Source organism: Martelella limonii (assembly GCF_013344475.1).
In the GTDB taxonomy this organism is placed as follows: Bacteria; Pseudomonadota; Alphaproteobacteria; order Rhizobiales; family Rhizobiaceae; genus Martelella; species Martelella limonii.
Window position 1 is genome coordinate 138306 of the sequence record NZ_JABUOU010000004.1, and the last position, 14189, is coordinate 152494.

The window sequence follows — 14189 nt, forward strand, 5'->3', positions numbered from 1 at the left end:
TTCACAAAGCGCGCCCCGATGCCGGCGAGGCCGGCACCAGGACGGTGTTTACACTCAGATGAGGTCGCGCGCCAGATCGGATAGCAGGCCTGCCGCAACGGTGGTCTTCGCGATCGTCGGATCACCTGCGCTGGAAAGCCGCTGAAGCTGGTCGGCGATCTGCAGGACCCGCTTCGAATGGCTTTCGCGCCAGGCCTCGACCGGTTCTGCGGCATCACCATGGCCGATCAGCGCATTGGCCGCCAGATCCCGCCGGCTCGCCGAAATCTGATCCATGGAGCGCGCGAGCGCTAGGGAATCGTAGAAATCGGACGGGTTCATCCGGCTCGCGCCGGACAATAGCGACGTGACGTGGAACAGACGCGTGACGTCGAAATAGGCGCGCGCCGCCTTTTCCAGGCTCTGGCCGCTGCGTCTTGCGATCTGCAGCGCTTCCGGCACGAACATCATCGCGAGGTGATGGGCAAGACGGCGCGACAGCGCCTCCGGCACACCCGCATGGCGCCAGCCGGCCTCCTGTTCGGCCAGCCACTCCGCCCGCGCCTGCGGCAGCAGATCCTCGATTTCCGCCTCGAACAGCGCAAACGCATCGCGCAGCTTCGCTACGGATCCGGCAATGTCGCTTTCTGCGAGACCGTTGCGGATCAGAAGGTGGGTCAGGATCCGGTAGAAATAGCGAAGCTGGCCGTAGATCGCGTTCTGCACGTCGCCGTCGATCGTGCCGTCAAGATCGTGGACAGCCTGCCAGATCTCCTCCATGGCGAAGCCGTCGCGGGCGATGATCGCGGCCTTGACCACGTCTGCAGGCGTTGCCGCCGTCATGTCGCAGGCATTGATCACGAATTCCGGTCCGCCGCGATTGAGCACGTCGTTGGCAAGCACCGTGGCGATGATTTCCCGGCGCAGCCGGTGGCCGCCGATATCCTCGGAGTAGGTATCGCGCATCCGCTCCGGGAAGTAGCCGTAGAGCATCGGCTCCATATAGGGATCGGCCGGCAGATCGCTTTCCAGAAGCTGATCGAAGAGGACGATCTTGCCGTAGGACAGAAGAACACCCGTTTCCGCGCGGGTCAGGTTCTGGTCGGACTGCCTGCGCGCCTTCAGCGCCTCCTCGTCTGGAAGCGTCTCCACCGCGCGGTCGAGGTGGCCGTCGCGCTCCAGCACATCCATCATCCGGGCAAGCGTCAGCATGCTCTGCATGCCTTCACGCGTGCTGAGCGAGATCGCCAGCGTCTGGAGATAGTTGTTCTCCAACACGATGCCGGCGACCGCCTCGGTCATTTCGGCAAGCAGTTCGTCGCGATCCTCCCGCGTGAGCCTGCCCGCCCGCATGGCGGAAGCCAGCGCGATCTTGATGTTGACCTCGACGTCCGAGCAGTTGACGCCGGCGGAATTGTCGATCGCATCGGAATTGCAGCGCCCGCCCTTCAGACCGAAGGCAATGCGGCCCTTCTGGGTGACGCCGAGATTGGCGCCCTCGCCGATGACCTTGGCCTTCAGTTCGCCGGCATTGACGCGGATCGCATCATTGCCGCGATCGCCGACCTCGGCATTGGTTTCGCCTGCAGCCTTGATATAGGTGCCGATGCCGCCGAACCAGAGCAGGTCGACCTTGCTCTTCAGGATCGCGGACATCACCTCGAAAGGCGAATAGGCTTTCGCCTCAAGGCCAATCGCGGCGGCGGCCTGGGGCGTCAGTTTCACCGACTTTTCCGACCGCGAAATGATCATGCCGCCTTCCGACATCTTCGAACGGTCGTAATCCTGCCAGCTGGTGCGCGGCAGATCGAACAGCCGCTTGCGTTCGGCAAAGCCCGTCGCCGGCACCGGGTCCGGATCGATGAAGATATCGCGGTGGTCGAAGGCCGCCACCAGCCGGATCTGCTCCGACAGCAGCATGCCGTTGCCGAACACGTCGCCCGACATGTCGCCGACGCCGGCAACGGTGAAGGGCGTCGTCTGGATATCGATGTTCATCTCGCGGAAGTGGCGCTTGACCGCTTCCCAGGCGCCGCGCGCGGTAATGCCCATCTTCTTGTGGTCGTAGCCGGCGGACCCGCCCGAGGCAAACGCATCATCGAGCCAGAAATCGGCCTCCTGCGCCAGCCCGTTGGCGGTGTCGGAAAACGTCGCCGTGCCCTTGTCGGCGGCAACCACGAAATAGGGATCATCCTCATCGGCGCGCACCGTATCTTCCGGCGGCACGACCTCGCCATCAATGATGTTGTCGGTAATCGACAGAAGCGTACGGATATAGCTCTTGTAGGCCTCGCGGCCGGCGTTGAAGATCTCCTCGCGGCTGCCACCGACGGGAAGGTTCTTCGGATAAAAGCCACCCTTGGCGCCAACCGGCACGATCACCGCATTCTTGACCTGCTGGGCCTTCACCAGACCGAGCACCTCGGTGCGGTAGTCCTGGCCGCGATCGGACCATCTCAGCCCCCCGCGCGCCACCTTGCCGAAGCGCAGATGCACGCCCTCGACCTCCGGGCCGTAGAGATAGATCTCGCGGAATGGCCGCGGCTGGGGAAGGATGGCAAGCGACTGCGAGGCAAACTTGAAGGCGAGGTTGGGACGCGGAGCGCCGTCCTCGCCGGTCTGGAAATAATTGGTTCTGAGCGTGGCATCGATCAATTTGACGAACAGACGCAGGATCCGGTCGTCGTCGATATTCGGCACGCCCTCGAGGCCTTCCATGATCGTGCCCCGCGCGCTTTTCAGACCTTCGCGGCGGTCGGCGTCCGAGAGGGCTGGATCGAAGGCGGTCTCGAACATGCCGAAGAGCGCCCGCGCAATGACCGGATATTGGCACAGCGAATGGGCGATATAATCGCCGGTATAATTGACGCCCGCCTGGCGCAGATATTGCGCATAGGCACGCAGCACATTGGCCTGGCGCGCACTGAGCCTTGCCAGGAGCACGAGCCGGTTGAAGCTGTCATTGCTGATGGCGCCGCGGAAGGCATCGAGAAAGGCCTTCTCCAGCCGGGCGCCATCGGCTTCGAGATCGAGCGCGGCGCCCGAATCCACCAGCAGATCCATATCGTGGAGAACCACGTCCACGGGCTGGGAACCGCTTTCGGCAAAGTTGAGATCGAACGTCCGCTCCGACACCACCGAGAAACCGAGATTTTCCAGAAGCGGCACGCGGCGCGACAGCGAAACATGCGTTTCTGCGTGGAATATCTTGAGGCGCAGATGCTCCTCGCCATCCTCATTGACGCGGTAGAAGCTGATGCTCATGCCTTCCCTGGCGGCGGCGGCAATCAGCGCCACGTCGGCATAGGCATCCTCGGGAGCGAACGCCTCGTGATAGGCTTCATTGCCTTCGAGCACGACGGAACCCGGACCGGAAAGCGCCTTGAAGCGCTCCGACCAGTCGGCGGCAAGCTTGGTGACTTCCGCTTCAAGCTCGGCCTGCGGCACGTCCGGCGTCTTGTCCAGCGTGCGCCGCCCGATGATGAAATGCACCCGCGCCGACCGGCCTTCCGGAAAGGACGGATAGTAGGCGGAGACGCGCCCCTGATAGGCGCTCGCCAGATAGTCGCCGATCTTTTCGCGCAGGCGGGAATCGTAGAGATTGCGCGGCACGTAGACGAGCACGGAGACGAAACGGTCGAAACTGTCGATGCGGCTCAGCACCCGGATGCGCGGCCGTTCGGCCACCGCCATGATCTGCTCGCAGAAGGACGCAAGCAGCGGCACCGGCGCCTGGAACAGTTCGTCGCGCGGATAGGATTCGAGAATGTTCTGGAGCATGCGCCCCGCATGGCTCTTGGGCTCGAAACCGAAAAGCGCCGTGACCTCGGAGATCTTTGCCCGCAACAGCGGGATGCGCACGGCCGACTGGGTATAGGCCGTGAAGGTGAACAGACCGACGATCCGGAGTTCGCCGACCACCTCGCCGTTTTCCCCGAAACGCTTGACGCCGATGTAATCCATATAGGCCCGGCGATGCACCGTGGATTCGGTATTGGCCTTGGTGACGAGCAGAAGCTTCGGACCTTCGAGGAAGGCAATGATCTCCGGTGTCGAGACAACCGGATTGTGGCCCCGGCGCAGCACCCGCATTTCGGGATCAGCCAGAATGCCGACCGCCGAGCCGCTCAGATGCTCGACCCGTGCGCCTTCGCTATCGTTGACATAGACGAGCTCGCGCATGCCGAGAAAGGTGAAATTGCCGTCGCGCAGCCATGCCAGGAAGGACAGGGCTTCCTCGCGCCGCTCACCGAGACTTGCGGGCGCCCGCGTCTCGATCTCGTTCATCGCGACCTCGAGCTTGGCCAGCATGTCCGGCCAGCCGGTGACGGCAAGGCGGACATGATCGAGAACATATTCCAGCCGTTCCTTCAGCGCGACCCGGCTTTCCGGAGGCAGCTTGCTGACATGAACCTGGACATGGCTGATCCGTTCATCTTCGCCGTGGTCGATATCGGCGGAGAAGGCAACCGGCGCCTTGCCTTCCGATACCACCAGAATGGGATGGACCGCGAGCATGAAATCATTGGTGAATTCGGCGATTTCCGCCATCACCGAATCGTAGATGAACGGCATGTTGCGATCGGTGACGGCGATCACGTCGGTCGGGATACCCTCAGGGGAAACGCCCTCGATCGGACCGATCGTGACACGCGCATCGCCGCCACGATACGCGGCGATTTCGCTTGAAGCGTGCACGGCGGAAGCGGCGAGAATCTCCGGCGTATAGCGCTCCAGATCCTCGGGGCTTGCGCGGTCGAACATGAAAAACGGATTGATATAGGCCTTGTCGCCCGCCCCGGCCACGCTTGCAGCCTTTTCCATCAGGGCTTTGCGCTTCTGCTCGGCTTTGCTTTCCATGTTTCCTCCAGCTGGTCTTTTATGATTATGTTGCCGCAGATCCGTGTCATCACAGGATAAACTTGTAACGTCGCTGCCATGACAGCCGCTTGACAGCGCCCTCCAATAGGCGATTTAGAGCGTAAATGAGGCGAAAGGCAAAGCAAATCCGCTCTTTTATCGTTCAGGTTGCAGCCCCTGGCTCAGCAGCAAGGTCCATCACATGACTTTCGAGACGCCGGCCGGCGCCGTCATCGCCATCTCAAGCTACGTCATGCGCGGCAAGATTGGCAACCGTGCCATTGTTTTTGCGCTGGAAACACTTGGGTATAACACATGGGCGGTACCCACCGTGGTGCTGCCCTGGCATCCCGGCCATGGGCGGTCCACCCGTCTGCAATTTGAAGGCGAAGCCTTTGGCGCCGCCCTTGCCGAACTTGGCGAAAGCCGCTGGCGCGGCGAGGTTCGCGCCGTCATCAGCGGATACCTCGCCCATCCCGCACAGGCCCATGCCGTTGCGGCGCTGGTGAAAAGACTGCGCGCGGACACGCCCGATCTCCTCTATCTCTGCGATCCGGTGATCGGCGATATGGGCGGTCTCTACGTGGCGGAGGAAACGGCATCGGCCATCCGCGACACGCTCCTGCCGCTTGCCGATATCGCAACCCCCAACCGCTTCGAACTCGGCTGGCTGACGGGCGGCGCAATCGACGACAACACCGCCGCCATCAACGCCGCGCTCGCGCTCGGCCCCGCGGAGGTGGTGGTGACCTCCGCCCACGCCATGCTGAAGGATGGCGTGGCGGCACTTTATGTCGACGGCAGGCAGGCGCTCCTTGCCGAACACCCGCATGTCGACAATCCGCCGAACGGGCTCGGCGACCTGTTTTCCGCACTCTATCTCGCCGCCCGGCTCGCCGGAACGCCGGCAGCGGAGGCTCTGGAAAAATCGACGGCATCCGTGTTCGAAACACTGTCGCGGGCCGTGCGCGAAGGCGCAGACGAACTGATGCCCGAAAAAGATGCGCAAAGCCTGAGGGCGCCGTTTGCCAAAGTCGGCCTTCGCCAATTGATGCATCCCTCCCGGCGTCGTAAAAGACCCTGAAACACCGGCACGCGCCCTGTGAAAAAGGACAGCAGATTGATGGATTCCTTCCCCAAACCTCTTCTCGATGGCTACAAGAAGTTCATGTCCGGGCGCTACAGCGAGGAAAGCGCGCGCTATCGCCAGCTTGCCGAGGAAGGTCAGAAGCCGCAGACGCTGTTCATTGCCTGCTGCGATTCGCGCGCGGCTCCTGAAATGATCTTCGACGCAAGCCCCGGCGAATTGTTCGTGGTGCGCAATGTCGCCAACATGGTGCCGCCCTACGAGCCGGACGGCCAGTATCACGGTACCTCGGCCGCCCTCGAATTTGCGGTGGAGGGGTTGAAGGTCAAGAATATCGTGGTGCTCGGCCACGGCCGCTGCGGCGGCATCCATGCGGCCCTTTCGCCCGACGCCGAGCCGCTTTCCCCAGGCGACTTCATCGGCAAATGGACAAATCTGCTGAAGCCCGCCGCCAAGCAGATCAATTCCAACTCGATCATGACGGAAGGCGAGCGCCAGACCGCGCTGGAGCGGATTTCGATCCGCAACTCGATCGCCAATCTGCGTTCATTTCCGAATGTCCGAGAGGCGGAAAAGCAGGGCAAGCTGAAGCTTTACGGCGCCTGGTTCGACATATCTTCCGGCGAATTGTGGGTGATGGACAGCAAGACCGGCGATTTCATCCGCCCGGCTTGAGCGCAGGCGTCTCGCCCCTGTCAGCGGCGGGTCAGCGCCGCGCCGCGTCGCTGTCGGCGCTTTCCTCGATCCGCTCCATGTCGTCGTCGGACAGGCCGAAATGATGGCCGATCTCGTGGATCAGCACATGGGTCACGATATCGCCGAGCGTCTCTTCGTTCTCCGCCCAGTAGTCCAGGATCGGACGGCGATAGAGCGTGATCCGGTTGACCATCTCGCCGGTTTCCATGGTGAAGCGTTCGGTGATGCCCCTGCCCTCGAACAGGCCAAGGAGATCGAACGGCGTTTCAAGCGCCATGTCCTCGAACACGTCATCGGTTGGAAAATCGGCGATTTCGATCACGAGATCGCCGGTGAGCGCGCGGAAGCCCTCGGGCAACCTGGCATAGGCCTCGATTGCAAGCGACTCCACGCTCTCCAGACTGGGTGAATACCGGCCCTGCCAGTCCTCGCTCTTGTTTTCACGCGCCATATCAGCTCCTTCGTTCGGCCCATATAGGCTTTTTCACGGGAGATTTCGAGCAAAGATTACGGCCGCTGGAGGGTCTGGGATTTATGCAAAGCAAAGGCATGGAAACCATTGCTCGCAAACTGGCGGAAAAGCAGCTGTTCGCGCTTGACACCCCCATCTTGAGGCCCTAATAACGCCCCGTCCCACGCAAAGCGCTGGACCACGCGTCGCCCTTCAGGGGCCGGCCGGTTGGCGGAGTAGCTCAGTAGGTTAGAGCAGAGGAATCATAATCCTTGTGTCGGGGGTTCAAATCCCTCCTCCGCTACCAGACTTTCTTTTCAGATTGAAACATCCTGAAACCCCATCTCGGGCGTTCATGTCCTGCCCACGTCAGGGCTGATTTCCCTGGCGTATCCGCGCTGACCATCCGGCCCTTTGCGACCGCGCACGGCGCATCCCCTTTCCGATGAACATATCTGAAGTCACCGAAGGCCGGGTTCAGCCGGCATTCGGTGAGCGCCTTTTTCGTCTCAGAGAAAATCCACCTTGCCGGTGGCAATGTCGTAGAGGGCAGCCGAGGATTTCAGCTTTCCCGATGCGTGCATGTCGGAAAGGATCGGACCGGTTTCGGCGGAGATCCTGGCATTGTAGCGCGCGTTTTCGGCCGTTGCCGCAGCCATCAGATCAGTCGGCTTCTCGCGCATCGCGTCGTAAACGGCCGGCCGGATGGCGTTGACGAGGCTCGGAAGATGTCCGGGCGGGAGTTCGTTGTTCTGGATCGAGTCGATCGTCGCACTGATCGCGCCGCAGCCGGTGTGGCCGAGCACGACAATGGCCTGAATGCCCAGAACGGCAGCGGCAAATTCCAGGCTCGCGATCCCGTCCTCGTTCAGAAAATTGCCGGCAACGCGCACGATGAACAGGTCACCCGGCGCCTGATCGAAGATCAGTTCCGGAACGGCCCGCGAATCCGAACAGGCCACGATGGCGGCGAACGGCGATTGGCCGGCAGCACGCGCGGTCCGGTCGGCGGAATGGTCGGCGTTGTTGGGCGTGTTTGCGACATAGCGCGCATTGCCGTCCATCAGGCGTTTGATCGGATCATCGCCAGCAGCCGGCGATGCTGCTGTTTCCTGCGCCAGCGCACGCGACGCAAATGGTGCGGCAAGCGAAAGTGCGAGCCCACCCATCACCAGCCCGCGGCGGCTGACATTCACGGTATTGCATTGATCACACATGATCGGTCCCTCCTTGCGAGCGCGTCCACACCCGCTTCGCTGTTTGCCAAAGCCGGCCGCCATTCATCCCTGCAAGCAGCCGGAGCCCATGCTAGCAGCGGCGGTCACATTCGACCATACTGTTTCAGCAACGCCTTGTATTTGCGGGCGTTCGCTGGTCGCAAAGGCAGTATCGTCGAAGCGTCAAGAGTGATTGATGCGGAGCGTTCAACCCGGCTGGCGGGCGATCAACTGACACGAAGCCCGTTCGCGCCTTGCCGTATGGACGACGGATCGCGGCTGAAAGCAGCCGGCGCACGATTGGTACAGCGACATGGAGGAAAGCAAAAACGGCGCCGGAAAGTCCGGCGCCGTCATGCGATTTTGTCAGGCCATGGCCCGGGGCTTTACCAGATTGCGCTCGACAAGCAGTTCGGCGATCTGGATCGCGTTGAGGGCTGCCCCCTTGCGCAGATTGTCGGAGACGATCCACATGGCAAGACCGTTTTCAACCGTGGCATCCTCGCGGATGCGGGAGATGTAGGTGGCATCCTCGCCGGCGCACTCGACGGGCGTGATGTAACCGCCATCCTCATGCTTGTCGATCACCTGGCAGCCAGGGGCCTCGCGCAGGATATCGCGTGCTTCCTCGGCGCTGATTTCCTTCTCGAATTCGATATTGACCGATTCAGAATGGCCGATGAAAACCGGCACGCGCACGGCGGTGCAGGTGACCCGGATCTTGGGGTCGAGCATCTTCTTGGTTTCGGCCAGAACCTTCCACTCTTCCTTGGTGTAGCCATCTTCCATGAAGCTGTCGATGTGCGGAATGACATTGAAGGCGATGCGCTTGGTGAACTTCCGGTTCTCGATCGGATCGGCAACGAACACGGCGCGGGTCTGGTTGAACAGCTCGTCCATGCCATCCTTGCCGGCGCCGGAGACCGACTGATAGGTCGAGACCACGAGACGCTTGATGGTGGCGCGGTCATGCAGCGGCTTCAGCGCGACGACGAGTTGGGCGGTCGAGCAGTTCGGATTGGCGATGATGTTGCGCTTGGTAAAGCCCACGATCGCGTCCGGGTTCACTTCCGGCACGATCAGCGGAACGTCCGCGTCGTAGCGCCAGGCCGACGAATTGTCGATGACGACGCAGCCCTGCGCGCCGATCTTCGGCGACCACTTCTGCGAGATGGTGCCGCCGGCCGACATCAGGCAGATATCGGTGTCGGAGAAGTCATAGGTCTCGAGGTTCTTGACCTTCAGCGTCTTGTCGCCGAACGACACTTCCCGGCCCACGGACCGGCTGGAGGCCAGCGCCACAACCTCATCGGCGGGGAAACCGCGCTCCTCGAGGATGGACAGCATTTCGCGCCCGACATTGCCGGTGGCGCCCACGACTGCAATCTTGAAACCCATGATGATAAGCTCTCTTTCGTTTCTCTCCTCGAAAATCGCGGGAGTGGAAGAGCGGCCTAAACGGCATCTTCCCGTCCCCGGCGTCACCGGGGAGAGAGCGGTAGGCCAGGAACGTCAGACGGTTTTCGTCGTCGTTTTCTTGGCTGTTTTCATGAAACTGCGGGAAGGCGAAATCCGGCCGCCGGCGCTGGGCGCCAGGGTGACATCAGCAGCGATGTGACGCACGTCGAGCGGCATATTCGGCTTTTCCTTCTACCGCGAAGGCTAATGGCCCTTTTGCGTGGTGAAGTCAAGGTCTGTTTGCGGGGCGGGGCTGTGGCGAGGCGTGCGCATGAATTCCGGTCGCAGCGCCGAAAACCCGTTGCGCGGCACCGGCCAGCCATGGGCATCGATACGGAACACCATGCGGTAGCGCGAGAACACGATCGCCGTCAGATAGGTGAACCAGCTTCCGAAGGCGAGACCGGCAATCACATCGCTTGGATAATGCGCGCCGACGATGATCCGGCTCATGCCGATACAGACGGCGAGGCTGAAGAACAGGATGCGGTGACGCGGCAGGAAGAACGCGGCGGCCGTAAAGATTGCCGCGACGGTGGTGGCGTGGCCGGAAGGAAGGCTTGAATAGCTGCCGGCAAAACTGAAGGGATCGAAGGCGAACGGGCTCAGGTCGTGATAGACTAGCATGTTCGGCCTTGGTCTGCCGATAATGCCTTTCAGAAGGTTGGTGGCAAGCCCCGAAAGCGCGACCGCGGCAAACACGAAGCTTGCCGCCTGCGCCAGAAACACGCCCTTCGCGCGGGTTCGCCGGTCGGCCGGATCAGCCGAGCCCGCAGCCGTCATGCCGAGGGCGAACACCAGAAACGATGTAATCAGGATCCATTCCGACTGACCGAAATGGGTAACGAATTCGCCATAATGTTTTACCGGTCCAGTGAGATCGCGGACCATCAGACCGACCGGATAATCGAGTACCGCAAACGCGACGAACAGCAGGCTGGAGGCCGCAAGCGCAAAGCCGCGCCAATGCGTCGATGGCCATGCCCGGTCCTTCAACTTCCTGCGCTGACTGAACCAGCGATACCTGACCGGCATTCGACCTCCCTGCAATCCGGCGCGCCGAAGCGCGCCCATCAGAATTCGTGGCGATCCTAACCGAGCCTAGCGGCGGCATCAACGCCCACGCTTCGCGTCGATCCGCAAAACGGGTTAATCCACCAAGATCACAGAGAGATTACAGGCAAACACGTGGGAGGTTAGCGCAACAGCCGGTCGCGCAGGCGCGGTCTCGGACGGCGCATTGGAAGGCCGTGGTCTGGTACGTAAAACAACAGCCGGTAGCGCGCAAACACGCAGGCAACCAGCACCGAGATCCATGCGCCGTAGAACAGGCCTGCGGAAACATCGCTGGGGTAATGCGCGCCGACTGCGACGCGGGCAAAGCCGAAAAACACCGCGAATGCGGCGAAGAACGGGCCCAGACGCGGATAAAGCAGCGCAAGCCCCGCAAAGATCGCACCCGAGGTCGTCGAGTGGCCCGAGGGAAAGCTCGCATAGTCATAGGCCCAGACGCCGAAGTTGAAATGAAGGTCGCCGACCTGGTCGAACAGGGTCGGCCTTGCCCGTCCAATCAGCCGTTTGACCACATTGACGGTGGCACTGGCGAGCGCGACAGAACAGAAAAGATAAAAGGCCTGATGCAATACGAGCGCGGCGCGGAACTTGGCGCGCGAAGTGGCAAGACAGGTGACCGCGACGAAGGCCAGCACCGTGACCGTTCCGCTTGCCGCCAGTATCCACGGCGCCGTCGTGACATCGGTCAGCCGTGCAGCAAAATCCTGAAACCGCGACGACATTGCATCGCGCGCTGACGCCACCGGCCCGTCAAGAACCGCCATGCACAAAAGCGCAAGCGTGGTCGCCGGCAGCAGGAACCACGGCCAGCGCGTAGAGGAAAGGCGGAACACCTCGTGCGCCACGCGTCGCTTCCAGAAGAGCGGCGGCAGGCGGATACCGGTTTGCGGGAGTTTCTGTCGGGTTTCATCCATTCCGACAAGATAGCGCGCCGGCGGCGGTAATAAACCCCGCCGCCGGCTTCAATTTCAAACGCCGAGCTTGGCTGCGAATGCGGCCGTGACCGCATCGCCCATTTCGCTGGTGCCGACCTTGCGGCAACCATCTGCCATGATGTCGCCGGTGCGCAGGCCATCATCCAGCACCTTGGCAATGGCGCCATCGAGCGCTTCGGCCTCGGTGATCATGTTGAAGGAGTAGCGCAGGCACATCGCGAACGAAGCGAGCATGGCGAGCGGATTGGCAACGCCCTTTCCGGCGATGTCAGGCGCCGAACCGTGCACCGGCTCATACATCGCCTTCCGCTTGCCGGTGACGGCATCTTCCGCGCCGAGCGACGCCGACGGCAGCATGCCGAGCGAACCGGTCAGCATGGCGGCAACGTCGGAAAGCATATCGCCGAACAGGTTGTCGGTGACGATCACGTCGAACTGCTTCGGAGCACGGACAAGCTGCATGCCGCCGGCATCCGCCAGCATGTGCGACAGCTCGACATCGGAGAATTTCTCCTTGTGCACCTTGGTGACGACCTGGTTCCAGAACAGGCCGGACTTCATGACGTTGCGCTTTTCCATCGAGCAGACGCGGTTGCCGCGCGTGCGGGCGAGTTCGAAGGCAACGGCGGCGATGCGCTCGATTTCGTAGGTGTCATAGACCTGGGTATCGATGGCGCGCTGCTGGCCGTTCTCGAGATCGATGATCTCCTTCGGCTCGCCGAAATAGACGCCGCCGGTCAACTCGCGAACGATCAGGATGTCGAGGCCTTCGACCAGTTCCGGCTTCAGCGAAGACGAGGCGGCAAGTGCTGCGTAGCAGATCGCAGGACGCAGATTGGCGAAGAGTTCCAGATCCTTGCGCAGGCGCAGGAGGCCGGCTTCGGGACGCACATCATAGGCGACATTGTCCCATTTGGGGCCGCCGACGGCTGCAAACATCACCGCATCGGCGGCCATGGCAAGCGCCATGTCGTCTTCGGAGATTGCCTTGCCGTGGGCATCATAGGCTGCGCCGCCGACGAGACCCTTCTCGATTTCGAAACCCGCACCGGCCTTTTCGTTCAGAAGGTTGATGACCTTGACGAATTCCTCGGTGATTTCCGGGCCGATGCCGTCGCCGGGCAGAAGAAAGAGTTTACGATGGCTCAATGATGCCTCCCTGAGTTATGGGCCAATTGCGCTGGTCCATGCGTGCTTGTTCATGAATGCTGGGCCGCGCGCCATCCATCATGACAGCGCCTCTGGCTGGCCGAGGCGGTTCTAGACCGGCATCGGCTGCATTTCAAGGCAGATCGCCCGTGTTGCGGTACGCGCCGGGCCTATCGCGGAAATCGGGGAGACAAACGCGCCACCAGCGTGTCGTCCATGGCGGGCGGCTTGCCATGCTTGATCTGCACCACCTTGAAGCCGCCTTCCTGCAGCCGCTCCAGAAGCGGCACGATGGCGCGCGCCGTGCGGCCCTGCAGGTCATGCATCAGCACGATCCCGCCGCCGCGGTCCTCGAGCCCGCGGATCACCCGGTCGACCAGCTCGGAGGTGGAGGCCTCCTGATAGTCGCGGGAATCGACATCGGCACCGACCGGGATCAGACCGCGCTCGAAAAGGGCGCGATCCAGCCGCTCGTTTTCGGCAAGATAGGGGAAGCGGAAGAAGTGCGGCGTCTCTCCCGTGGCCTCGGTTACGATCGCCGCGCCCTTGTCGATATTGGCGAGCGCTGCGTCGTGACCCAGCGCCGGGAGATAGGGGTGGGACCAGGTATGGGTGGCAATCGTCTGCCCGCTTTCGGCCACCAGCCGCGCCGTTTCCGGATAGTAATGCGCCATCTGGCCGACCATGAAGAACAGGCCCTTGACCCCATAGGCATCGAGCGCATCGAGCACCACATTCGTGCGTCCCGGCACAGGGCCATCATCGAAGGTCAGCACCACTTCAAGAGGTGCGAGCGTGATGTCGCGCGTCTCGTCCAGATAGATCGTGCGCCCGGCAAGCGGATGCGCTTCCGGCCGGCCATCCGCATCAAGGCTGACGGTCATCACCTGCGGGCCGCGGTCAGCGCCTGCAACGATGCGCGAATGGATCGAGCCGAGCTGCACCGGCGGCAATTCGATCTCCGCCGGTTCGCCGATCGAGCCGGTGACGATCACCTCGATGGCATCCGGCCCTTCGGCCACGATCCGGGTGGGCTCGGGAAACAATGCTGTCTTGAGAGATGTCATGTCCCGCTCTCCGGTGGAGGCGCAGGAGGCGAGCGTGAGCGCGCAAAGACCTGCCATGCAGGTTACGAGAGAACGCATTGATAATCCACCATTCCGATGCAGGACGCAGGCGGCAAATCGCGCCGTGCGGGCTGCACCAAAAATGTGCGAATATGGTTACCAAAGCGTAAAATGGACGGCCGTTTCGGCGGCCGTCTGAAGTCGTCTCTCCCGCAG

The 14189-nt window shown here is 62.1% G+C and carries 11 protein-coding genes and 1 tRNA gene; 3 read left to right on the forward strand and 9 right to left on the reverse strand.

Translation table 11 applies throughout. The annotated features are described in order from the left end of the window. Positions 1-54 precede the first annotated feature (54 nt). Positions 55-4839: an NAD-glutamate dehydrogenase gene (locus HPQ62_RS10555; protein ID WP_174802512.1), complete on the reverse strand. Its 4785-nt coding sequence runs from the start codon at positions 4837-4839 to the stop codon at positions 55-57. A gap of 202 nt (positions 4840-5041) precedes the next feature. On the opposite strand from HPQ62_RS10555, the gene pdxY reads away from it, so the two are divergent. Both pdxY and HPQ62_RS10565 read left to right on the forward strand, forming a co-directional pair. Next, complete coding sequence (gene pdxY / locus HPQ62_RS10560) at positions 5042-5923, forward strand: pyridoxal kinase PdxY (RefSeq protein WP_174802513.1); 882 nt, start codon at positions 5042-5044, stop codon at positions 5921-5923. Between the two features lie 39 nt (positions 5924-5962). Further along, on the forward strand, positions 5963-6601 hold the full coding sequence (locus tag HPQ62_RS10565) for a carbonic anhydrase (protein ID WP_174802514.1): 639 nt from the start codon (positions 5963-5965) through the stop codon (positions 6599-6601). Between the two features lie 31 nt (positions 6602-6632). Here the strand turns inward: HPQ62_RS10565 and HPQ62_RS10570 are convergent, their stop codons facing one another. Beyond that, a complete protein-coding gene (locus HPQ62_RS10570) occupies positions 6633-7073 on the reverse strand; it encodes a metallopeptidase family protein (RefSeq protein WP_174802515.1) in 441 nt (146 codons plus the stop codon). A gap of 230 nt (positions 7074-7303) precedes the next feature. Here HPQ62_RS10570 and HPQ62_RS10575 point away from each other — a divergent pair. Continuing rightward, positions 7304-7380, forward strand: a tRNA-Met gene (locus tag HPQ62_RS10575). Between the two features lie 202 nt (positions 7381-7582). On the opposite strand, the gene HPQ62_RS10580 is transcribed toward HPQ62_RS10575, so the two are convergent. From HPQ62_RS10580 to HPQ62_RS10605, 7 genes are all read right to left on the reverse strand, one after another. Then, positions 7583-8290: a carbonic anhydrase gene (locus HPQ62_RS10580; protein WP_174802516.1), complete on the reverse strand. Its 708-nt coding sequence runs from the start codon at positions 8288-8290 to the stop codon at positions 7583-7585. Between the two features lie 366 nt (positions 8291-8656). Beyond that, positions 8657-9688, reverse strand: a complete 1032-nt coding sequence (locus HPQ62_RS10585) for an aspartate-semialdehyde dehydrogenase (protein WP_174802517.1) — start codon at positions 9686-9688, stop codon at positions 8657-8659. A gap of 114 nt (positions 9689-9802) precedes the next feature. Further along, positions 9803-9925, reverse strand: a complete 123-nt coding sequence (locus HPQ62_RS21185) for a hypothetical protein (RefSeq protein ID WP_280516270.1) — start codon at positions 9923-9925, stop codon at positions 9803-9805. A 27-nt stretch (positions 9926-9952) separates the two neighbouring features. Further along, a complete protein-coding gene (locus HPQ62_RS10590) occupies positions 9953-10783 on the reverse strand; it encodes a phosphatase PAP2 family protein (RefSeq protein WP_174802518.1) in 831 nt (276 codons plus the stop codon). Positions 10784-10944: 161 nt separating this feature from the next. Continuing rightward, positions 10945-11667, reverse strand: a complete 723-nt coding sequence (locus HPQ62_RS10595) for a phosphatase PAP2 family protein (protein WP_342343699.1) — start codon at positions 11665-11667, stop codon at positions 10945-10947. A gap of 123 nt (positions 11668-11790) precedes the next feature. Further along, positions 11791-12906, reverse strand: coding sequence for a 3-isopropylmalate dehydrogenase (gene leuB / locus HPQ62_RS10600; protein ID WP_174802519.1), 1116 nt, complete (start codon positions 12904-12906; stop codon positions 11791-11793). A gap of 170 nt (positions 12907-13076) precedes the next feature. Continuing rightward, positions 13077-14051 carry a polysaccharide deacetylase family protein gene (locus HPQ62_RS10605; protein WP_174802520.1) on the reverse strand — a complete coding sequence of 325 codons (975 nt, stop codon included), beginning with the start codon at positions 14049-14051 and terminating at the stop codon, positions 13077-13079. Between the last annotated feature and the right edge of the window lie 138 nt (positions 14052-14189).

What these genes read in the sequence shown, in the direction of transcription:
- HPQ62_RS10555 (WP_174802512.1), bottom strand. Translation starts at nt 4,839, where the DNA reads ATGGAAAGCAAAGCCGAGCAGAAGCGCAAAGCCCTGATGGAAAAGGCT.
- pdxY (WP_174802513.1), top strand. Translation starts at nt 5,042, where the DNA reads ATGACTTTCGAGACGCCGGCCGGCGCCGTCATCGCCATCTCAAGCTAC.
- HPQ62_RS10565 (WP_174802514.1), top strand. Translation starts at nt 5,963, where the DNA reads ATGGATTCCTTCCCCAAACCTCTTCTCGATGGCTACAAGAAGTTCATG.
- HPQ62_RS10570 (WP_174802515.1), bottom strand. Translation starts at nt 7,073, where the DNA reads ATGGCGCGTGAAAACAAGAGCGAGGACTGGCAGGGCCGGTATTCACCC.
- HPQ62_RS10580 (WP_174802516.1), bottom strand. Translation starts at nt 8,290, where the DNA reads ATGTGTGATCAATGCAATACCGTGAATGTCAGCCGCCGCGGGCTGGTG.
- HPQ62_RS10585 (WP_174802517.1), bottom strand. Translation starts at nt 9,688, where the DNA reads ATGGGTTTCAAGATTGCAGTCGTGGGCGCCACCGGCAATGTCGGGCGC.
- HPQ62_RS21185 (WP_280516270.1), bottom strand. Translation starts at nt 9,925, where the DNA reads ATGCCGCTCGACGTGCGTCACATCGCTGCTGATGTCACCCTGGCGCCC.
- HPQ62_RS10590 (WP_174802518.1), bottom strand. Translation starts at nt 10,783, where the DNA reads ATGCCGGTCAGGTATCGCTGGTTCAGTCAGCGCAGGAAGTTGAAGGAC.
- HPQ62_RS10605 (WP_174802520.1), bottom strand. Translation starts at nt 14,051, where the DNA reads ATGCGTTCTCTCGTAACCTGCATGGCAGGTCTTTGCGCGCTCACGCTC.